At 64.5% G+C, this 22035-nt stretch carries 14 protein-coding genes; 9 read left to right on the forward strand and 5 right to left on the reverse strand.

Annotation, left to right across the window (positions count from 1 at the left end; all coding sequences use genetic code 11):
• Nucleotides 1-121 precede the first annotated feature (121 nt).
• Nucleotides 122-1687 (forward strand): glutamine-hydrolyzing GMP synthase, encoded by a 1566-nt coding sequence (gene guaA / locus ACORQU_RS17355; protein ID WP_271645948.1) that lies wholly within the window; start codon nucleotides 122-124, stop codon nucleotides 1685-1687.
• 513 nt (nucleotides 1688-2200) lie between these two features.
• Here the strand turns inward: guaA and ACORQU_RS17360 are convergent.
• From ACORQU_RS17360 to ACORQU_RS17370, 3 genes are all read right to left on the reverse strand, one after another.
• Nucleotides 2201-2605, reverse strand: a complete 405-nt coding sequence (locus ACORQU_RS17360; protein ID WP_271645947.1) for a hypothetical protein — start codon at nucleotides 2603-2605, stop codon at nucleotides 2201-2203.
• An 11-nt stretch (nucleotides 2606-2616) separates the two neighbouring features.
• A complete protein-coding gene (locus ACORQU_RS17365) occupies nucleotides 2617-3045 on the reverse strand; it encodes a hypothetical protein (protein WP_491642308.1) in 429 nt (142 codons plus the stop codon).
• Nucleotides 3046-3118: 73 nt separating this feature from the next.
• Nucleotides 3119-5422 carry a TonB-dependent siderophore receptor gene (locus tag ACORQU_RS17370; RefSeq protein ID WP_491642309.1) on the reverse strand — a complete coding sequence of 768 codons (2304 nt, stop codon included), beginning with the start codon at nucleotides 5420-5422 and terminating at the stop codon, nucleotides 3119-3121.
• A 348-nt stretch (nucleotides 5423-5770) separates the two neighbouring features.
• Between ACORQU_RS17370 and ACORQU_RS17375 the strand changes: the two genes are divergently transcribed.
• From ACORQU_RS17375 to ACORQU_RS17390, 4 genes are all read left to right on the forward strand, one after another.
• On the forward strand, nucleotides 5771-6910 hold the full coding sequence (locus ACORQU_RS17375; RefSeq protein WP_491642310.1) for an efflux RND transporter periplasmic adaptor subunit: 1140 nt from the start codon (nucleotides 5771-5773) through the stop codon (nucleotides 6908-6910).
• Nucleotides 6911-6921: 11 nt separating this feature from the next.
• Nucleotides 6922-10014 carry an efflux RND transporter permease subunit gene (locus ACORQU_RS17380; RefSeq protein ID WP_491642311.1) on the forward strand — a complete coding sequence of 1031 codons (3093 nt, stop codon included), beginning with the start codon at nucleotides 6922-6924 and terminating at the stop codon, nucleotides 10012-10014.
• Nucleotide 10015: 1 nt separating this feature from the next.
• The gene (locus ACORQU_RS17385; RefSeq protein ID WP_491642312.1) at nucleotides 10016-11482 is read left to right on the forward strand and encodes an efflux transporter outer membrane subunit; all 1467 of its coding nucleotides are present in this window, start codon (nucleotides 10016-10018) and stop codon (nucleotides 11480-11482) included.
• A 120-nt stretch (nucleotides 11483-11602) separates the two neighbouring features.
• The gene (locus tag ACORQU_RS17390; protein ID WP_491642313.1) at nucleotides 11603-12196 is read left to right on the forward strand and encodes a Fur family transcriptional regulator; all 594 of its coding nucleotides are present in this window, start codon (nucleotides 11603-11605) and stop codon (nucleotides 12194-12196) included.
• Nucleotides 12197-12216: 20 nt separating this feature from the next.
• Here ACORQU_RS17390 and ACORQU_RS17395 read toward each other — a convergent pair whose 3' ends face one another.
• On the reverse strand, nucleotides 12217-13068 hold the full coding sequence (locus tag ACORQU_RS17395) for an AraC family transcriptional regulator (RefSeq protein WP_271645940.1): 852 nt from the start codon (nucleotides 13066-13068) through the stop codon (nucleotides 12217-12219).
• A gap of 690 nt (nucleotides 13069-13758) precedes the next feature.
• On the opposite strand from ACORQU_RS17395, the gene xylB reads away from it, so the two are divergent.
• The gene (gene xylB / locus ACORQU_RS17400) at nucleotides 13759-15240 is read left to right on the forward strand and encodes a xylulokinase (RefSeq protein ID WP_491642314.1); all 1482 of its coding nucleotides are present in this window, start codon (nucleotides 13759-13761) and stop codon (nucleotides 15238-15240) included.
• Nucleotides 15241-15272: 32 nt separating this feature from the next.
• Nucleotides 15273-16610 (forward strand): xylose isomerase, encoded by a 1338-nt coding sequence (gene xylA, locus ACORQU_RS17405; protein WP_491642315.1) that lies wholly within the window; start codon nucleotides 15273-15275, stop codon nucleotides 16608-16610.
• A gap of 30 nt (nucleotides 16611-16640) precedes the next feature.
• Here xylA and ACORQU_RS17410 read toward each other — a convergent pair whose 3' ends face one another.
• Nucleotides 16641-17720, reverse strand: coding sequence for a LacI family DNA-binding transcriptional regulator (locus ACORQU_RS17410; protein ID WP_333909490.1), 1080 nt, complete (start codon nucleotides 17718-17720; stop codon nucleotides 16641-16643).
• Nucleotides 17721-17908: 188 nt separating this feature from the next.
• On the opposite strand from ACORQU_RS17410, the gene ACORQU_RS17415 reads away from it, so the two are divergent.
• Nucleotides 17909-20086: an alpha-glucuronidase family glycosyl hydrolase gene (locus ACORQU_RS17415; protein WP_491642317.1), complete on the forward strand. Its 2178-nt coding sequence runs from the start codon at nucleotides 17909-17911 to the stop codon at nucleotides 20084-20086.
• Nucleotides 20083-22035, forward strand: a complete 1953-nt coding sequence (locus ACORQU_RS17420; RefSeq protein ID WP_491642318.1) for a sialate O-acetylesterase — start codon at nucleotides 20083-20085, stop codon at nucleotides 22033-22035. Before ACORQU_RS17415 ends, ACORQU_RS17420 begins: the two co-directional genes overlap by 4 nt.

Raw genomic sequence — 22035 nt, forward strand, 5'->3', positions numbered from 1 at the left:
CCGGACGTTGCGAAGCCGAGATCTCGCGCCAGGACGGCAGCAAGAACACAATCAAAGTGACGCGCGCAGGTTCCGGTTTGCGCGCGTTGTCTTATCCAGATGCCAAGGGTGCGCCAGGCCGATGACCAATATCCATCACGACAAGATCCTGATCCTCGACTTCGGCGCGCAGTACACGCAACTGATCGCCCGTCGCATCCGCGAGATCGGCGTGTACTGCGAGATCTGGGCCTGGGACCACGATCCGGCCGAGATCGCCGCCTTCGGCGCAAAGGGCATCATCCTGTCCGGCGGCCCGGAATCGACCACGTTGCCGGGCGCGCCCGCCGCGCCGCAGGAAGTGTTCGACAGTGGCCTGCCGATCTTCGGCATCTGCTACGGCATGCAGACCCTGGCCGCGCAGTTGGGCGGCGCCACCGAGGCCGCTGACCAGCGCGAGTTCGGTCATGCCGAGGTCGAGGTCATCGCGCCCGACGCACTGTTCTCGGGCCTGACCGATCATCCGGGTGCCGCCAGGCTCAATGTCTGGATGAGTCATGGCGACCACGTCTCCAAGGCGCCGCCGGGCTTCACCGTCACCGCGACCACCGATCGCATCCCGGTCGCGGCCATGGCCAACGAAGACAAGCGCTGGTACGGCGTGCAGTTCCACCCGGAGGTCACTCACACCCTGCAGGGGCAAACCCTGCTGCGCCGCTTCGTCACCGAGATCTGCGGCTGCGCCACGCTGTGGACGGCGGCCAACATCATCGAGGACCAGATCGCCCGCGTGCGCGAGCAGGTGGGCGATGACGAGGTGATCCTGGGGCTGTCTGGCGGCGTCGATTCCTCGGTGGTCGCCGCCCTGCTGCACAAGGCCATCGGCGACAAGCTAACCTGTGTGTTCGTCGACACCGGCCTGCTGCGCTGGCAGGAAGGCGACCAGGTGATGGCGATGTTCGCCGAGCACATGGGTGTCAAGGTGATCCGCGTCAATGCCGCCGAGCGCTATTTCGCCAAGCTGGAAGGCGTGGCCGACCCGGAAGCCAAGCGCAAGATCATCGGCAACCTGTTCGTGGACATCTTCGACGAAGAGTCCAGCAAGCTGTCCAACGCCAAGTGGCTAGCGCAGGGCACGATCTATCCCGACGTGATCGAGTCGGCCGGCAGCAAGACCGGCAAGGCGCACGTGATCAAGAGCCACCACAACGTCGGCGGCCTGCCCGAGCACATGAAGCTCGGCCTGGTCGAGCCGCTGCGCGAGCTGTTCAAGGACGAGGTGCGACGCCTGGGCGTCGAACTCGGCCTGCCGCGCACCATGGTCTACCGCCACCCGTTCCCCGGCCCGGGCCTGGGCGTGCGCATCCTGGGCGAGGTCAAGCCCGAATACGCCGAGCTGCTGGCCAAGGCCGATGCGATCTTCATCGACGAGCTGCGCAAGGCCGACCTGTACGACAAGACCAGCCAGGCCTTCGCGGTGTTCCTGCCCGTCAAGTCGGTCGGCGTGGTCGGCGACGCCCGCGCCTACGAGTGGGTGATCGCCCTGCGCGCGGTGGAGACCATCGACTTCATGACCGCGCACTGGGCGCACCTGCCGTACGACTTCCTCGGCACGGTCAGTAACCGCATCATCAACGAACTGCGCGGCGTCTCGCGTGTGGTTTACGACATCAGCGGCAAGCCGCCGGCGACGATCGAGTGGGAGTGAATCAGGCCACTCGGGGCTATCACCAGCCATCGAAAGTCCGTCATAACGTCGCGCAGGTCCGGCGTCGCCTTGCGATCTGCCTAGACGCAGTCGCTCTCACGCCACGTCTGCTTGATCGATCCCAGCAAGCGCCGGTCTTCCCCGGCGCACTGAGTGGCGGCTTCAACCGAGTATGGGAGCCACTGCGGTGAACCCCAGCACCTGACACATGGCAGCATCCGAAACAGCTGCGTGTTCTCCCTTATGAACACGTACTCCCCGCGGGCGTCTTGGCTAAGTGCGTGGCGGCTTTTTTAACGTCACGTTCCTCGGACACGTAATCCCGAGGCGCGCGGCCTTCGCAACCCTGCGATGACCGCGCTCGGTCACCTGACGTACTGCTTCGAGCTGAACTCGTCCGTCTCCCGCTTGCCGCTCATTGACGCCGCTTGTCTGGCCATTGCGAACGGCTCCGAGGTGTCTACCAAGGTCGGGCGAGACATTTCATGGGAGATCCGACGCCAGCGTGGCCCATCAATGGACGGCCTTTCCGTCCTTGGTGAGCAGCTCTCTCGCCATCTCTATTGCCTCCTCACGTGAAGCAGCAAGCAGCAGAGGGTAGCCCCAGAACTTGGCGAAAAGGACCGCAAATGCCTTGTAACCCAGGCGTTTGGCCTGGTTCGGCTCGATCTGAATCATTGCCAGGACCAGTTTTCGCAATTCAACCTTGTGTTTTTTCATCCAAAGCGCGAGGCGCTTCTTCTCTTCCGGCGAGTGCTCGTGCTCTTCTTCAGGTGGTGCGGTATCGCTCAAGATCACGAAGGGCTCTCCGCGCTGCAAATTGGTTTCGAACTCGTCGAAGTCCTTCTGGTGATCATGTCCGGGTTCTTGCGCAAGATTCATCCAGACCAAGGGGAAGTCGGAGCTATTCATCGGCATGGCCGTTTTCCTTAGCGTTTGATGTGATGCCAGGTGGTCGCGATAGCGAACACGCCGGGCAGCGAAATGAAGAACACTGCCGAAAAGGCGACGTACCAACCGTCGCGCAACCCGTCGGCGATTCCCCCGAGGGTATTCAGGACGACGAGCAGGCTGCCGAATACCAGCGCAGCCCACTGGGCTTTACGCGTTCCGATCAGCGCAAAAAGCACCGTGACGATCCAGCAACCATAGAACGCGGGGAACACCCACAGTATCCCGGGATCAAACGTGATCGCCGGCGTCGCTCCTTGCGCTCTCACGAAGTCGTTTACGTAAAAGAACAACTGGAAGGTGACGAAAAGCACGGCACCAGCGGCTGTCGTCAACCAGCACAAGGCGACCTTGTTGGAGTTGCTCTTGGCCAGGGCTTGAGTCGGGGTAGGAGGCTGAAGGGGCATAAGCGTTTTCTCGATAATCAATGGCGATAGGGCAGAGGATTTCCAGCCGTTGAAGGGTTCGTCTCAGCGCAAATCAATACCGAACCATCACATTGCGTGGTGCGCCATAACCCACGGTGTCGAAGTCGCCCTTCTGTAGCGCGTACTTCTTGTCAAAGGCGTTGTTGACGTTGACGGCGACGTTGGTCCGCTTGGTGATGGAGTAGCGCCCCATCAGTGATACCTGCGCATAGGAACCCTGCTCCCCGCCCAGCGAACTGGTGCCGCTGTTGGGCGCCTGGTAGAACCGGCTTTGCCATTTGGTGCCTGCGCCCAGCGTCAACTTGCTCCAGTCTCCGGGCAACTGGTAGGTAGTGAAGAACTGGGCTGTCGTACGCGGCAACTGCGAGTTCAGGCGGACGTCATCGCCATCATGCGCCGTGAAGTGGGAGACGCCTGCGTAAATGTTCCAGCCACGCGCCAGTTCACCCTGCAGATCCAGCTCGATCCCGCGCGACTTCGTCCCGTCAGCGCCTTTGTAGGCTTGGCCACCGGCTGGGGTATAGGTGCCCGCGACGATCTGCGCCGCGTTGTCCAGGTTGGTCTCGAACAAGGCCACCGACGCATTCAGACGCCCGTCCATGTAAGCGCCCTTGATGCCGATCTCCTTAGTTTTTCCCTTTGACGGCGCGAGCACGTTGCCGTTGCTGTCTCGATAGTCGGTCTGCGGGTTGAAGATGCCGGTATAGCTGACGTAGGCCGAATAGGTCTTGTTGATATCGTAGATCAGGCCCGCATACGGAGTGAATTCTCCGCTCTTCTTGTAGTGCAACGCACTGCCGTTGGCGTTGTCGTCGATTTCGTAATTGCTCAGGCGGCCACCGACGATGAGTTTCAGCGGCGTGGCCAGCGAGAAGCGGGCCGCACTGTAGAAACCGCTCTGCTTGACTTGGGTGCGGGTCGGTATCCAAGGCATGGCCTCGAAGTCGGGCCGGGGTAGGGCGGGCGTCAAGTCATAGACATTGACCGGCGTCAAGGCCGCATAGAACGGCGCGATATCCTCTTGGTTGCACGTACGGCGCGAACTCATGGCACCCACCACCAGATCATGCTGGCGGCCGAACAGTTCGAACGGGCCGCTCGCCATCACGTCGAACGTGTTTTGACGGCTGCGTGCTTCGGAGGCCAGTGCGACTGGATAAGCGCCGAAGGGGAAAAAGCCCAGTCCTGTGGCGCGATCGGGGCTGCCGACCAGGCCGGCCAGTTGGGCATCGGATTCGGTGCGGTACTGGTTGGCGATAGCACGCAGTTTCCAGTCGTTGTCAAAACGGTGCTCGATCTCGGCAAACGCCGTCTTGAGGGTATTGTCCCAACGGCTCCAGTCCTGCGCGTAAGTCTTGGAACGTGAATATTCCGCCTGCGTGCCGTCGCTGAACCAGAGTGGCAATCCTCCCCAGGTGGCGCCTTTTGGCGTGATGTCCTGGTACTCATAGCCCAGGCTCGCCGTCGTGTCCGGGGTCAGATCCGCCTCGATGATGCCGTAGAACGACTTCCTCTCCGGTTTGTAGCTGTCGAGGTAGGAGTGGCCATCCTGGTACGTTCCTACGAGGCGCGCACGGATGTGGCCGTCCTCGGTCAACGGCATCGAGATGTCGCCCATGCTCCGGTAGGTGTCCCAGCTCCCAGCACCGAGCGAGGCGGCGGCCGAGAAGTCGCGGGTTGGTCGCTTGCGCACCAAATTGACGGCGGCCGACGGATTGCCGGTGCCGGTCAACAAGCCGGAACCGCCGCGCACGACCTCGACACGATCATAGAACGCGGTGTCGATCGAGCCGATGCCGCTCCCACTGACGATGTCACCGACGACAGTGGGGATGCCGTCGTACTGAACGTTGTTGATCAGGAAACCGCGCGAATAGAAGCTCGTTCGTTCGCTGTCGGATTGGTACGGCGCGACGCCGGTGGTGTTCTCCAGCACGTCCTGCACCGAATTCAACTGCTGGTCGTCCATGTGCTGGCGCGTGATCACCGTCATTGCCTGCGGTGTTTCCTTCATCGACAGCTGCATGCGCGTAGCGGCAGCCGTCTCGCCGGTGGTGTAGAGGCCAGTGCCTTCGGTGGTCGCCGTATCCATGTGGCCCTTGACGGTGAGGGCCGGGAAGGCGGTCGCCTCTTGAGACGCCTCGCCCGTTTTGGTTTGCAACGGTGCTGACTCGGCCGCAGATGCGCCCTGTGCGCAAACGAGAACTGCGGCTGCAACGGCAGCGCTCAACCGGGTCCGCGGCGTGGCCGTGATGGCGCCCTTGTAGCGGCGATCCAGACGAGGGGGGACGGTGCCGGGGCCTGTATCCATATCGATCGGCCAGCGAGATTTCCCGTCCGTTGTGGGGTCAGCCATGAACAATACTCATTCGCATTTAGGAGCCGTATTTAACAATATTGGCGCCCTGTGGCGATGGCGAAATCAGGCCAGGTTCTTGTCCATTTAGGCCAGAAGCGACGATGGCGGCGAAGTGGCCGTAATGAAAAACATTATGACCCGGTTTCGCAATGCTGCGCTTGGCTCGCATGAGTACGCTGCGCTCCATCGTGGTTTTCCGCGCCTCAGCTCGAGTGCTTGGCCGGCCGAAACAAGCACTTTGTCCTGACCGAGGAATCCCGTTATGTCCCCTCTTTGGCTTTGTATGGTGGTGATGCGCAGTCGGCCACACGTGCCCTCGGCACCGGCGGTCGTTGAGGGAAATCCATGAGCCGCGCCGCCGTCTCCCGTGCCAAGCCCCTTGTCCTAAGCGCCGTTGGCCTCGTCGTGGTGTTCGGCCTGCTCTATGCCTGGCGCACCATCCACAGCGCAGGCGCTGAACAACACGCCATGCCGCCGCTGCCGGTCTCGACGATCCGCGTCGAGCCTCGCGGCGTGGCCGAGGAATTGCAGGCCGTTGGCGACCTGCAAGCCGTGCGCGAAGTGCTGTTGTCCCCCGATACGTCGGGTCGCGTGACGGCCATTCATTTCGAGGCTGGCCAGACCGTGAAGGAGGGCATGGCGCTCGTGCAGCTCTATGACGCCCCCGAACAAGCGGATCGTGCCGCAGCGGCGGCCAAGGCCGATTTCGCCCAACTGCAACTCCGGCGCTCGCAGGAACTGGCGCCCACCGGCGCCGAGCCGCGCGAAATGCTCGAACAACGAAAGGCGGAAGCTGCCCAAGCACTCGCGGCGGTGCGGCAACTGGACGCGCGCATCCAGCAGAAAACCATCCGCGCGCCGTTTTCTGGCCAGCTTGGCATCCGCCGCATCAATCCCGGTCAGTATCTCAACGCTGGCGATGAGATCGCCACGTTGACCCAACTCGATCCGCTCTACATCGACTTCACCCTGCCGCAGCAGGACTTGGCCAAGCTGACGCCGGGCGCGCAGGTGCGGGTCACGGTGGATGCCGCGCCGGGCAAGGTGTTCACCGGCAGGATCACCAGCATCGAGCCACGCATCAACGATGAAACGCGCAATGTGGCCGTGCAGGCCCTGTTGTCCAACGCCGACCATCTCCTGAAGTCCGGGATGTACGCCACGGCGCGGCTGGCGCTGCCCACAACGACCGACAGCATCGTATTGCCGCTGACGGCGATCCAGACATCCGCCTCCGGTGACAGCGTGGTGCTCGTGCAGGGCGCCGATGCGCAGGGAGTCGGCAAGGCGGTCACCGTGCCGGTCATCACCGGTCGGCGACTCGGCGAAGACGTCGTCGTGACCCAGGGCGTCAAGGCCGGCGACATCGTGGTGATGGCCGGCCAGAATCGGCTGCCGCCCGGTGCGATGGTGAAGATCAATGCGGCTGTGGCCGCAACGCCGCATGCCGTTCCAACGGTCGCCTCTGCCGCTGGTACACGGTAGAGGACGGCGCCATGCATTTCACCGACATCTTCATCCGCCGACCCATCCTCGCACTGGTCGTCAGCCTGCTGATCCTGCTGATGGGGGCCACCGCCGTGTTCCTGCTCCCCGTCCGGCAGTATCCCTATCTAGAAAACGCCACCATCACGGTCAGCACCACGCTTCCGGGTGCGACCCAGGACGTGATGCAGGGTTTCGTCACCACGCCGATCGCGCAGTCCATCGCCACCGCCAGCGGCATCGAATACCTCAGTTCGACCACCACGCAAGGCAAGAGCGAGATCAAGGCGCGCCTGGTGCTCAACGCCAACGCCGATCGCGCGATGACGGAAATCCTCGCCAAGGTGCAGCAGGTCAAGTACCAGTTGCCGGCGGGTGTCACCGATCCGGTCATCAGCAAGTCCACTGAAGGCGGCACGGCGGTGCAGTACATCGCCTTCCACAGCAAGACCCTGTCGATCCCGCAGGTCACGGATTTCGTGTCCCGCGTGGCGCAGCCGCTGTTCACCAGTATTCCGGGCGTTGCCTCGGCCGATGTCTATGGCGGCCAGCCGCTGGCCATGCGTATCTGGATCGACCCGGTGCGGCTGGCGGCGCATGGGTTGTCGGCCGGCGAGATTTCGGCCGCGCTGCGGTCAAATAACGTGCAAGCCGCGCCGGGCCAGCTGAAGAGTTCGCTGACCGTCACCAACATCAGCGCGGCCACCGATCTGCGCAGCGTCGATGACTTCCGCCAGATGGTCGTCAAATCCAGCACCGGTGGCGGGGTGGTGCGGCTGTCCGATCTCGCCACGGTGGAAGTCGGTGGTCAGAACTACAACAACCTGTCGTTCGCCACCGGCGTGCCTGCCATCTTCGTCGCCCTGCAGCCGACGCCCGATGGCAATCCGCTGGAGATCGTCAAGAACGCCAACGCACTGCTGCCCAAGATCCGCGCGATGGCACCTCCGGGGCTGAGCGTGGCCCCCAACTACGACGTGGCACGCTTCGTCAACGCGTCCATCGAGGAAGTGAAGCACACGCTGATCGAAGCGATCGTGATCGTGATCGTGGTGATCTTCCTGTTCCTCGGCACCTTCCGCGCCGTCATCATCCCGGTTGTCACCATCCCGCTGTCGCTGGTCGGCACGGCGGCGCTGATGCTGGCCTGCGGCTTCTCGATCAATCTGCTGACACTGCTGGCGATGGTGCTGGCGATCGGCCTGGTGGTGGACGATGCGATCGTCGTGGTGGAAAACATCCACCGCCACATCGAGGAAGGACTGACGCCCGTGCGCGCGGCACTGCTCGGCGCTCGCGAAATCATTGGGCCGGTGATCGCCATGACGATCACGCTGGCGGCGGTCTATGCGCCCATCGGCCTGATGGGCGGGCTGACCGGCGCGCTGTTCAAGGAGTTTGCTTTCACGCTGGCCGGTTCGGTGATCGTCTCGGGGATCGTCGCGCTGACGCTCTCACCGGTGATGAGTTCGATGTTGCTCAACTCCAAGCAGGGCGAGGGAAGGCTGGCGAAGCGGATCGAACACGCCATGGAACGGCTGACGGCATTCTATGGACGTCTGCTGGCCCACACCCTGGCCGCGCGCGGCGCGGTGCTGCTGGTTGGCGCGGTCGTGCTGGTCGCGATCGTGGTGTTGTTCACCGGCACCCGCCGCGAGCTGGCACCGACGGAGGATCAGGGCGTCGTCATCGTCGTCACCAAGGCGCCGCAATATGCCGGTGTGGGCTACAGCGCCCGCTATGCGCAACAGATCGAAAAGCTGTTCGAGCAGATTCCCGAGTTCGATAGCAGCTTCATGAATATCGGCGACTCCGCCGGCGGCCAGAACATGATGCTCGGTGGCGCGATCCTCAAGGACTGGTCGCAGCGCAAGCGGTCGGCTGCTGACATTCAGGGCCAGATCCAGGCGGCCGGTGGCGCCATCGATGGCGAGACCTTGACCGCGGTGCAGTTGCCCCCGCTACCAGGATCCAGCGGAGGCCTGCCGGTGCAGATGGTGCTGCGCTCGCCCGACGACTTCAAGACCCTCTACGAGACAGGCGAAAAGCTCAAGATGGCGGCCTATGCCAGCGGGCTGTTCCTCTATGTGCAGAACGACCTGTCCTACGACAGTCCGCAGGCGCACATCACCGTCGACAATGCGAAAGCCAGCGAAATGGGCGTGACCATGCAGTCCGTCGCCGATACCTTGGCCGTGCTGGTCGGTGGGAATTACGTCAATCGCTTCAACTTCCACGACCGCTCCTATGATGTGATTCCACAGGTGCGTGACGGCGAGCGCATGACGCCGGAAGACCTCGGACGGTTTTATGTCAAGGCGACCTCCGGCGCGCTGGTGCCACTGTCGACCGTGGCTCACGTCGAGATGCGGCCGCAGGCGAACCAGCTCACCCAGTTCGGGCAGATGAACTCGACCACGCTGGAAATGCTGCCGGCCCCGGGCGTGAGCATGGGCGAAGCGGTGAAGTTTCTGCAATCGCAGCAGTTGCCGCCCGGCACCAGCGTGGACTGGCTCAGTGATAGCCGCCAGTTCGTGCAGGAAGGCAACCGCTTGTTGGTGTCGTTCTGCTTTGCGCTGGTGGTCATCTTCCTGGTGCTGGCGGCTCAGTTCGAGAGCCTGCGTGATCCGCTGGTGATCCTGGTGACGGTGCCGCTGGCCGTCTGCGGCGCGCTGGTACCGCTGTGGCTGGGCTTTGCGACGCTCAACATCTACACGCAGATCGGATTGGTCACGTTGATCGGTCTGATTTCCAAGCACGGCATCCTGATGGTCACCTTTGCCAACCACATCCAGCACCACGACAACGTGAGCCGCATCGAAGCCATCGAGAAGGCTGCGGCGGTGCGCATGCGTCCCGTGTTGATGACCACGGCGGCGATGGTTGCGGGTCTGGTGCCGTTGCTGTTCGCCGACGGCGCGGGCTCGGCAAGTCGCTTCTCCATCGGCATCGTCGTGGTGATGGGCATGCTGATCGGCACCTTCTTCACGCTGTTCGTTTTGCCCACCATCTACAGCTTCATCGCCAAGGATCATCGTGCGGCAGCGGAAAGCCCTCGCGCTCGTGAACTTGCTACTGCGGAGGCTCCCAGTGTCGAACTCTAAGTTGCCATCAATCTACGTTGAAGCAGGGACTATGGCTCCGTGCCGGCCAGCGCTTCATGCTTGGCGTGCGACCTTCCTGGCAATTGCCGTTGCTGCCCTCATCGCCGGTTGCGTCAGTGGCCCTGACTATCACACCCCGGCGTTGCCGGAAACCGCAGCCGGGCCCTTTGTCAGCCAATCGCCTGATACGGATGCCGCCGCAGCGCTGCCCACCGACTGGTGGAAGCTGTACAACGATCCCGCACTCAACGACGTGGTGCAGGAAGCATTGTCAGCCAATACCAATCTGCGCGTGGCACTGGCCAATCTCGATCGCGCGCGGGCTATTTACAAGGAAGCGCGCGGCGGGCTTTTGCCCTCGACCAACCTATCGGCAGGCGCAGGCTACGGACGCGACCAGACCAAATGGACGGGCACCGGCCAAGCTCCCAAACAGTGGAGCTACACCGGCGGGCTCGATGTTTCCTATGAGGTCGATCTGTTCGGCCGGGTCAGGCGCGACATCGAGGCCGCACGTGCCGACACCGAGGCGGTTGCCGCTGCCTACGATGCCGCCCGGGTGGTCGTCGTTGCAGAAACGACGCGGGCCTATGTGGACGCTTGCAGCTATGGCGAATCCATCGACGTCGCGAACTCTTCCATTGCGCTGGCCAGGCGCAGCATGGATATCGTCAGCAGCCAGGAGCGCGCTGGCTCCGCTTCGCATCTGGATGTGGAGCGCGCTGGCGTGACGCTGGCTCAGGCTCAAGCCGCCTTGCCGCCATTGCAAGGCCAGCGCGACGCCGCGCTGTTCGAGCTAGCCGCATTGATGGGACGCACGCCCTCGCAAGTGCCGGGACCCGCACGGACCTGCGCCAGGGCGCCCGAGATTGCCGGTGCGTTGCCGGTCGGCGATGGCGCTGCGCTGCTGCGCCGCCGGCCTGACGTACGTCAGGCCGAACGCCAGCTGGCAGCCGACACCGCCCGTATCGGCGTCGCCGTCGCTGACTTATATCCGCACGTCACGCTGGGCGCCTCGGGTAACTACCTGCGCAACGACTCCCTGAAGGGCAATCGCACCTGGTCGTTCTCCGTTGGTCCGCTGATTTCCTGGACGTTCCCCAATACGACCGTGGCACGCAGTCGTATCGCACAGGCGCGGGCACAAGACGCAGCATCGCTGGCCAGTTTCGATGGTGCCGTGCTGAACGCACTGAAAGAGTCGGAGCAGTCGTTGAGCAGCTATGGCGCGGCGATGCAGCAGCGCGATGCCCTGGTCGAGGCGCGTGATCGGGCCGAAAACGCGTTCCGGCTGGCTGACCAGCGCTACCGGGCCGGCTCCATCAGCTATCTCGACGTGATCGTGGCGCAGACCAGCTTGATCGAGGCGAAGTCGCAGGTGGCTTCGGCCGACCAGCGAGTGGGCTCGGCACGCATCAGTGTGTTCAAGGCGCTTGGTGGCGGATGGGAACAGGCCGCGTCGCAATAGCTTCGACAGGCGCCGGCGAGGCGGCGAGGTCGCCGTCGCGCTGGCGCCCAGACCAACCGTGAGCCAAGCCGCTTCGCATTGCGAAACAGCCGAGGTCTGGCATGGCGAAGGAATAACGATATGAAGCCGCACGATGACTCGCGTCGGATTGTTGACTTGATTGCATCATTCGGTAGCAAGAAGCTGCCATCAGGCAAACACAGACAGGCTGCGAAAGCCCGTGACGATGCCAGATCGCCGGTGTTGTCTCAGGAACAACGTTTGGCGGCGACCGGGCTGCGCGCGACGGTCACTCGTGCCAGTGTGTTGAGTGCCTTGGAGAGGGCAGCCCCGAGCTGTCTCGATGCCAGTCAGACGTATCTTATCCTCGGCACACAATTCAAAAGGCTCACGTTGGGATCGATCTACCGGGCTTTGAATGATTTATGTGCTGCTGGATTGTTGATTCGCACGGAAGGCGCGCGTGGGCGGGCGTTCTATGCAATCAAGCCGAGGGCGTCGAACGAACAGTGCGGCACACTGCGATGTCATTGTGGCGCGCGGCTGGTCTTCATCGAAGACTTGGCGTTGCGTGAACACTTGCGGTCGCTGGCATCCGCGGAGGGCTTTGCGATCGACGAGCAGTCGGTCTTCACCATCACCACGACGTGTGCGAAATGTCGGCAGCTCCGCAAGGGACGCCAACTGACGACGGAGGCTGGCCGCTTGTCCTGAGCCAGGACAGCCTGATCCCGTCAGGAGGAGATTTCATCGGGAAGCATGATGCCAGGCACGGAAGCAAGCTCCCTGCCGCTCACGCGTTCCGAGAGATAACGTGCAGGAGGCTTACCCACCGCCTTGCGGAACATGGTCACGAACCCGCTGGCGTTCTCGTACCCCAGTTCCAATGCCACGGTTTGCACGCTCTCGCCCTTGGTCAAGCGTTGAAGCGCAAGAATCACATGCAGTTGCCGACGCCAGCGCCCGAAGCTCATTCCAATTTCGTGCAGCAAAAGACGGCTCATGCTTCGCTCACTCATGCCAATGCGGATAGCCCAATCGGCCTTTGAGGTCTTGTCCGTGGGATCGGCCAGCATCATTTCGGCGAGGCGGCGCAACCGTGGGTCGCGCGGCATGGGCAGATGCAGGTCTTCCACCGGCGCTGCCACCAACTCATCGAGCAACGCGGCAATCAATCGGTCTTCCCGTCCCCCCAGTGCGTATAGCTCAGGAAAGCCGGCGACCTTCAGTAGCAACTCGCGGAGCAAGGGCGATACCGAAATCGTGCAGCAGGTTTTCGGAAGATCCGGTGCGGCGTCTGGCTCGACGAACAGGCAATAGCATTCCGTCTCACCCGCACCCCGCGCCGCGTGGGACAGGTCTCCCGGTATCCATATCGCGCACTGCGGCGGCACGATCCAGACACCGTCTTCGATTTCGCAGTTCAGGACGCCGCGAACGGAGTAGATCAGCTGCGCCTTGTGGTGCCGATGCTGCGCATTCTCCCAGTCCTTCGTCACCGATGTGGCGCTCAAGGCCACGACGGGGCGAGGGACGCTGTCGACGTCCCTGGGCACAATCACGTCACTAATGGCAACACTGGACATGGTGTGTGTTGATCCTCGCATTGGAGGTGAGGCCGCTGGCCGAATCGGGTAATATTTTGATCAAATTGCACAATGCCGTCCAGCCATTTCTGAGCATTCCCGCCCGTGTCGAGGTCGCTTTCCGCGTTCCCCGGCTAACGCCTGGATAGCCGATGGAAGGCGGGCAGGACTTGGACATCCGCTTCGACGACTCGGTGTTCGATGGACATCTGACGCCGAACGCATCGCGTCCATCAAGGGCAGCTTTAGCAGCCGGACCAGCGGGAACTCGCTGCCCGGCTTGAGCCATTACATTCTTCGCGCACCTTCCGCCCCGGTCACGGCAAGCACGCTGAATTCGGCACGTGAACGAATCCGAATTCTTTTGGGCGTTGCATGCCGTGCCCGACCTGGATTGAGAAGCTCGACCAGATCCAATGGGGGTCATGACGTCGATCCGCGGCTGATGCGGTAGACGGGTCAAACGGCGCGAGGGTCTCTGTTCTGCCCGGACCCAAGCGGGAGGGGCACCAAGCGCGGTTGGCGCGCTGCAGCATGGCTTTTGCCGGCTTCTTGCTTAGAGTCGCGTCTTGGCAAGCATCGATCCGCGGCGGATGGCAGGTCTTTCCGTCTTTTTTTGGAGGAGCAAATGATAGCGCTAACAGTTTTCCGGGCGAGGGGCATTTCGATCGGGCAGAAGGGCGTGATGGCATGAGCCTGTATGTCGGCCTGGACGTGGGCACGCAGAGCGTGAAGCTGGTGGTCTACGACCCCAAGTTGCGTGAAGTGGTGGCCACCACCTCGTCTGCGCTGGAGCTGATCAGTGAAGACGACGGAACCCGTGAGCAGCTGGCGCAGTGGTGGATCGACGGCATCATCGATTGCTTCGGCGCCGTCGCGCCGGAACTGCGCGATCGCGTGCGGGGGATCGCGGTCTCGGGGCAGCAGCACGGCTTTGTCCCGGTCGCGGCCGATGGCCAGGTCACCGCGCCGGTGAAGCTGTGGTGCGATACGAGCACCCACGCGCAGTGCGAGGAGATCATGGACGCGGTGGGCGGCGCGCAGGGCAGTGTCGCGCTCGCCGGCAACCCGGTCTTGACCGGCTACACGGCCTCCAAATTGCTTTGGACACGCCAGCACAGGCCCGAGGCCTATGCGGCCATGACCACCGTGCTGCTGCCGCATGACTACATCAACTTCTGGCTCACCGGCGAGCGCTTCATGGAGGCCGGCGATGCATCGGGCACCGGTTGGCTAGACGTGCGCACACGCACGTGGTCGCAGGAGATGCTGCGTGCCATCGATCCGGAGCGCGATCTGCGCCAGGCCCTGCCAGCCCTGGTCGAGGCGGGGACCACGTTCCCGCTTTCCGCTTCCGCCGCCAGCGCACTGGGGTTGCCGGGCGATGTGCGCGTGACCACCGGCGGTGGCGACAACATGATGGCGGCCATCGGGACGGGCAATGTCACGTTGGGACGGCTGACCATGAGTCTTGGCACGTCGGGCACCCTGTTCGCGTATGCCGACCGGCCTGTAGTGGATCAAGCGGCGCGCTGGGCCGCGTTCTGCTCGTCCAGTGGCGGCTGGCTGCCTCTGATCTGCACCATGAACTGCACCGTGGCCACCGAGCATGTCATGCGCATGTTCGGCATGAGCCGCGCCCAGTGCGAGGACGCGATCGCAGGCACGGCACCGGGTGCCGACGGCCTATCGATGTTGCCCTTCCTCAACGGCGAGCGGACGCCGGACCTACCGCAGGCGCGCGGCTGCCTGTTCGGCATGAATCCTCACAACGGCACCGCCGCGCACATGTATCGCGCCGCCATGGAAGGGGCCACCTTCAGCATTCGCTATGGCTTTGACGCCTTCGTCGACGCCGGACTGCAGTTCGACACGATCCTGCTCACTGGTGGCGGCAGCAAGAGCGCGCAGTGGCGCCAGATGGTGGCCGATGTATTCGAACTGCCGGTACACGTGCCCAACCAGCCCGAAGGCGCGGCGTTTGGCGCGGCGTTGCAGGCGCTGTGGGCCTGCGGCGATGGCGACGACGAACTCGCGACGGTGGTGCTGGAGCATCTGCAGGTGGATGCCTCCCTGTCCACACAGCCCGACCCGGGCCGCGCGAAAGCGTATCGGGATGCCTACCAGCACTTCCTTTCAAATCTGCGGGCGATCAGCCCGCGCGACGCCTGATGGCATTCCCCTAAGAACACGAGGATACGGACATGAGCAACATCCTGATTGGCGCCAAAGAATACTTCCCCGGCATCGGCTCGATCCCCTTCGAAGGGCTGGGCTCGGACAACCCGCTGGCCTTCAAGGTCTATGACGCGGCCAAGAAGCTCGGCGGCAAGACCATGGCCGAGCACCTGCGCTTTGCGGTGTGCTATTGGCACAGCTTCTGCGGCAACGGCGCCGATCCGTTTGGCCCGGGCAGCCGCAACTATCCGTGGGATGCGCCCGGCAAGCCCCTGGAGCGCACCGAGGCCAAGGCCGACGCGGCGTTCGAGTTCTTCACCAAGCTCGGCGTGCCGTACTACTGCTTTCACGATATCGACCTGTCGCCCGATGCCGAAGACATCGGTGAGTACGAGGCCAACCTCAAGCACATGGTGGCCCAGGCCAAGCGGCGCCAGGACGCCAGCGGCATGAAGCTGCTGTGGGGCACGGCCAACCTGTTCAGCCACCCGCGCTACATGAATGGCGCGTCGACCAACCCGGATTTCAATGTGGTCGCGCGCGCCGGCGTGCAGGTCAAGGCGGCCATCGAGGCCACGGTGGAACTGGGCGGCGAGAACTACGTGTTCTGGGGCGGCCGCGAAGGCTATGCCTGCCTGCACAACACCAACATGAAGCGCGAGCAGGACAACATGGCGCGCTTTTTGACCATGGCCCGCGACTACGGTCGCAGCATTGGCTTCAAGGGCAACTTCCTGATCGAGCCCAAGCCGATGGAGCCGATGAAGCACCAGTACGACTTCGACAGCGCCACGGTGATCGGCTTCCTGCGCCAGCACGGCCTGGACCAGGACTTCAAGCTCAACATCGAGGCCAACCACGCCACCCTGAGCGGACACAGCTTCGAGCATGACCTTCAGGTGGCCTCCGATGCCGGCATGCTGGGCAGCATCGACGCCAACCGCGGCAACCCGCAGAACGGCTGGGACACCGACCAGTTCCCCAGCGACCTGTACGACACCGTGGGTGCCATGCTGGTGGTGCTGCGCCAGGGTGGCCTGGCGCCGGGCGGGCTCAACTTCGACGCCAAGGTGCGGCGTGAGTCGACCGATCCGCAGGACCTGTTCATCGCGCACATTGGCGGCATGGATGCGTTCGCACGCGGCCTGGAGGTGGCTCATGCCCTGCTGGAGTCCTCGCCGCTGGAAGCCTGGCGCAAGGAACGCTATGCCAGCTTCGACAGCGGCGCCGGTGCGGATTTCGCGTCGGGCAAGCTGGATCTGGCCGCACTGGCAGAGCACGCACGCGGCAACGGCGAGCCGGCGCAGACCAGCGGCCGTCAGGAAGCCTACGAAAACCTGGTCAACCAATACCTGCTGCGCTGAGCGTTGCAGGGAGCGGCCATGGCGCTTTCGCTACTTGCCGCCCTTGGGGACCGCCGCGTCGAGCGGCGGTGCCACCGACTGACGTTGCACCAGTTGATGGGCGAAGACTTCGTTGACGATGTTGCGTTCGCTGGACTCGCCGCTGCGGATGCTGCGCAGCAGAATGTCCACGGCCGAGTCGGCCATGGTCTCGATCGGTTGGCGAACCGTGGTCAGCTCCGGCCACACCGTCGTGGCCGAGGAGCTGTCATCGAAGCCCACCACCGACAGGTCGCGCGGCACGTCGAGTCCGCGCCGATGGGCCACCGACACGGCAGCGGCGGCCATGTCGTCGTTGCTGGCGAAAATGGCGGTGGGCGGGATGCGGCGGGACAGGAGCTTTTCCGCGGCCAGCATGCCGGAGCGATAGGTGTACTCGCCGGGCTGCACCAGATGTCGGTCCAAGGGAATGCCCGCCGCATCGAGCGCGGCGCGAAAACCCTCGAAGCGATGCTCGCTGGCGGTCATGTCGCTACGGCCGCGGATGTAGCCGATGCGCCGATGGCCGGCGGCGATCAGGTGCTCGGTCATCTCACGCGCGGCGCCGAATTCGTCGATGCGCACGCAGCTGATGCGGTCGCTGAAGCGTCCCGAGGCGATGGCCACCACGGGCACCTTGGCCCGCACCAGTTCGTGTACGGCGGCTTCGGACTCGCACAGCGGTGGCGGCAGGATGACCCCGGACACCCCGCGGGCCAGGCGGCGGGCGGCGAGCCGCTCGCCTTCCGGGTCGAGGCCGTCCCAGTAGTCGATGACCAGCTGGATGGCGGTCCGCGAGGCGACGTGCAGCACGCCCACCAGCAGTTCACGAAGGTAGGCCCCGCTGGGATTGGTGTAGATCAACGCGATGCGGGTGTTCTGGGCGGCCGCGAGCGTGCTGGCGGCCAGGTTGGGCGTGTAGCCCAGCTTGTCCACGGCGCGCAGCACGCGGGCACGGGTGGCCTCGCGGACATTGCCCTTGCCGTTGACTACGCGCGAGACCGTCATCGGCGACACCTTGGCCAGCACGGCGACCTCGTCGATGGTGGTGGCGCGGCCCTTGCGACGGACGGATTTCTTGGGAATGTTCAAGGCAGGACCTTCCAGGTAGTTCGTTGGCGCCGGCGCAGCAGAGCTGCGGGGTTGGGGACGGGCGAGGGCAGGCGGTGCCGGTGGCCGGGGACCGGCCGGTCGGTCCCTGGCAAATCCATGGTAGCGGGCGCGGCTTTCAGCGGCGACAGTTTCCCGGCCTGCCTGGCCCGTGCGGAGGGGGGATTTCCGTGAACCAGGGCTGCTGCCGACGCGTCTGGCACATCACCTGCCTGTTGGCGGTGGCCTTGCTGATGTCGGTTCAATCGGCCCACGCCGAGGACGGCTACGACCTGTGGCTACGCTATCGGTCGCTGCCGGCCACGGTCCTTCCTGCATACCGTGCGCTTGCGCGTGGCGTGCTGGCGCCGGTTGAAACAGCGACCCAGCGGGCCGCACGCGATGAATTGCTGCACGGGCTGGAAGGACTGCTTGACCAGGGGCCCGAGCGGCTCGACGCGGTGAAGGCCGATGGCGCCATCGTGGTGGGCACACCGGCGTCTTCTCCCGACATCGCCACGCTCAAGCTGCCGCTGGAGGGCCTGGGCCGCGAGGGCTATCTGATCCGCGGCGCGAAGATCGACGGCCATGCCGCCATCGTGGTGGCAGCCAACGACGACATCGGCACGCTCTATGGCGTGTTCCACCTGCTGCGGCTGCTGCAGACCACCCAGCTGTCGCAGACGCTGGCGGTCCGCGAACACCCCGACCTGCAACTACGCGTGCTCGACCATTGGGACAATCTGGACCGCAGCGTCGAGCGCGGCTACGCCGGACAGTCGCTCTGGGACTGGCAGAAACTGCCCGATTGGCTGGATCCTCGATATACCGACTATGCACGCGCCAACGCGTCCATTGGCATCAACGGCGCGGTGCTGAACAACGTCAATGCCAGTGCCCAGAGCCTGACGCCACAGTACCTGGCCAAGGCCGCGGCATTGGCGCGCGTGATGCGCCCCTACGGCATCCGCATCTACCTGAGCGCCAGGTTCAGCGCACCGATGGAGATCGGCGGGCTGACCACGGCCGACCCGCTGGACCCGCAGGTGCGGCGCTGGTGGCGCGACAAGGTCAGCGCGATCTATCGCGCCATTCCGGACTTCGGCGGGCTGCTGGTCAAGGCCAATTCCGAAGGGCAGCCCGGCCCACAGGACTATGGCCGCAGCCACGCCGACGGCGCCAACATGCTGGCTGACGCACTGGCGCCGCATCATGGCGTGGTGATGTGGCGCGCGTTCGTCTATGCGCACGAAGACGCAGGAGATCGTGCCAAGCAGGCTTACGACGAGTTCGTTCCTCTGGATGGCAAGTTCCGTCGCAACGTGTTGCTGCAGGTGAAGAACGGCCCCATCGATTTCCAGCCGCGTGAGCCCTTTCATCCGCTGTTCGGCGCCATGCCACAGACGCCACTGATGATGGAGTTCCAGATCACCAAGGAGTACCTGGGATTCGCCACGCACCTGGTGTACCTGGGGCCGCTGTATCAGGAGACGCTGCGCGCCGATACCTACGCGCAGGGCAGGGGATCGACGGTGGCACGGGTGATCGACGGCTCGCTGCAGCAGGCCGGCATCACCGGCATGGCGGGCGTGGCCAATGTCGGCAGCGATCGCAACTGGACGGGCTCGCAGTTCGACCAGGCCAACTGGTATGTGTTCGGCCGCATGGCCTGGAACCCGATGGCCGACGCACGCCAGGTGGCCGACGACTGGGCGCGCATGACCTTCTCCAACGCGCCGCAGGTGGTGCAGCCGGTGGTGTCGATGATGATGCGATCGCGCGAGGCGGCGGTCGACTACATGACGCCGCTGGGGCTGGCGCACCTGATGGGCCGTGGTCATCACTACGGCCCGGCGCCATGGGACGCGGGCAGCGAACGGCCCGACTGGGATCCGGTGTACTACCACCGGGCCGATGCGCAAGGCATCGGCTTTGACCGCACCGGCAGCGGCAGCAACGCCGTGGCCCAGTACGCCGCGCCTGTGGCGCGTCGGTTTGCCGACCTGTCCCAGGTGCCCGAGCAATATCTGCTGTGGTTTCACCACGTCCCTTGGGACTATCGCATGCGCTCCGGCCAGACCCTATGGGCCGCGCTGGTGCAGCGCTACGGGCACGGCGTGGATGAAGTAAAGGCCATGCGCGCGACCTGGGCATCGCTCTCCGGCCAGATCGATCCGCAGCGCCATGACGAAGTGGCCACCTTCCTGGCGATCCAGCAGCGCGAGGCCATGTGGTGGCGCGATGCCTGCGTGGCGTACTTCATGAGCCTCAGCCAGCGCCCGCTGCCGCCTGGCGAGCCAGCACCATCGCACCCGCTGTCCTACTACACGTCGTTGTCCTTTCCGTTTGCGCCGGGGAACACCCAATGAGCGGCTTTCCCCGTGCCTTGCCTTGCCGCGTTGTGGCTCACCTGGTTGTCCTCGGTGCGGCGCTGGCCACCCTCCCGGCCAGCGCCGCGTCGTTGTTGGCAGCGCCCTTCCAGGACCATGCGGTCCTGCAGCGCGACCAACCCATCCCGGTCTGGGGCCAAGCGGAGGCTGGCGCAAACATCCAGCTGCGCATGGCCGATCGCACGGTCCGTGTGCGTGCCGATCGCAACGGCGCGTGGCGGGCGCAACTCCCGGCCCTGGCCGCCGGTGGTCCTTACGAACTGGAAGTGAAGGCCGCAGGACAGGTGCAGCGTGTCCAAGACCTGCTGGTCGGCGATGTGTGGCTGTGTAGCGGCCAATCCAACATGGAACTACCGGTCAATCGCAGCCTGGATGCGCTTTCGGAAATTGGCGGCGCCGGCAACGACCGCATGCGCCTGCTGACCATTCCCAAGGTCAGCAGCCCCATGCCCAAGCCTGGGTTCGAGGCGCCGCTGAGCTGGAAGCCCGTGACGCCGCAAAGCGTGGCGGACTTTTCCGCGGCCTGTTACTACTTCGCGCGCGAGCTGCAGCAGCACCAGGACGTGCCCATGGGGCTGATCAATGCGTCCTGGGGAGGCTCAAGGATCGAAGCCTGGATGAGTGCCGATGCGCTACGCCAGGCGGGTGGCCAAGCTGCGGCGCTGGACGTGCTGGCCCTGTACGCGCGCGATCCGGCGACCGGCACGGCACGCTGGGGGGCGCTGTGGCAACACTGGTGGCAAGGCCTTGCCGGCCAGGCCGGTGACGCGCCGTGGAAGCCGGATGCGCCAGGGCCGTGGACCGCGGCCACGCCTTCCCAGCAGTGGCTGGCGCCGGCACTGGCGGACGTAGTTGGCGTGGCTTGGTATCGCGCCACGGTGGAACTCGATGCCGGCCAGGCCGCGCAGCCGGCGTCATTGGAACTGGGGCCGGTCGATGAGATCGACCTGGCCTGGGTCAATGGGGTGGTGGCCGGCAGCGGCTACGGAGCCGATAGCGGCCGTCATTACCCACTGCCCAGCGGCACCCTGCATGCGGGCCGGAACACGGTGGTGGTCAACGTCGTCAACACCTATCGACTGGGCGGGATCGGCGGCCCGGCCGCGCGCCAGGCCCTGGCGCTGGCCGACGGGACGCGCGTGCCACTGGCCGACTGGCACTACCGCACCGTCCCCAAGGAAATTGGAAATCCGCCAACGGCGCCGTGGATGTCGGCCTCGGGCATGAGCACCTTGTTCAACGGCATGATCGCGCCCCTGGCGGGTTACGGCCTGCGTGGCGTGCTCTGGTACCAGGGCGAGTCCAATACGGGCGAAGCGTCGCGCTATGCGGGGCTGCTGGACCGCTATCGCAGCGACCTGCGCGCCTACTTCGGCAAGGACTTGCCGCTGCTGGTCGTACAACTGGCCAATTTCGGCCCGGCGCCGATCCGGCCTGGCGCCAGCGAATGGGCGCAGCTGCGCGAGGCACAGCGCGCAACAGTGGCGCAGGACGCACATTCTGCGCTGGCCGTGGCCATCGACATTGGCGAGCGTGGCGACATCCATCCTGCCAATAAACAGGAGTTGGGCCGGCGGCTGGCGCGCGCGGCGCGGCACGTGGTCTATGGCGAAGCGATGCCGGCGTCCGGCCCGGTGCCGCTGACGGCTCGGCACGAAGGCGATGCGGTGTCGGTGCGCTTTGGCGAGGTGGAAGCCGGACTAATCGCCTACGGCGGTCTAGGCCCGGTGGGTTTCGAGCTATGCGGCGCCACCCAGGCCAGCTGCCGCTACGCCAGCGCCCGGATCGAGGGCGACCGGGTGCTGCTGCGCGCCGAACAGGCAGCCCAGGCCACCCGCGTGCGCTATGGCTGGGCCGACAGCCCGGTGGTCACCCTTTACGACGGAAACGGCCTGCCGGCCGGGCCGTTCGAACTTCCCATCCCATGA

The organism is Pseudoxanthomonas sp. JC1303 (genome assembly GCF_058448525.1).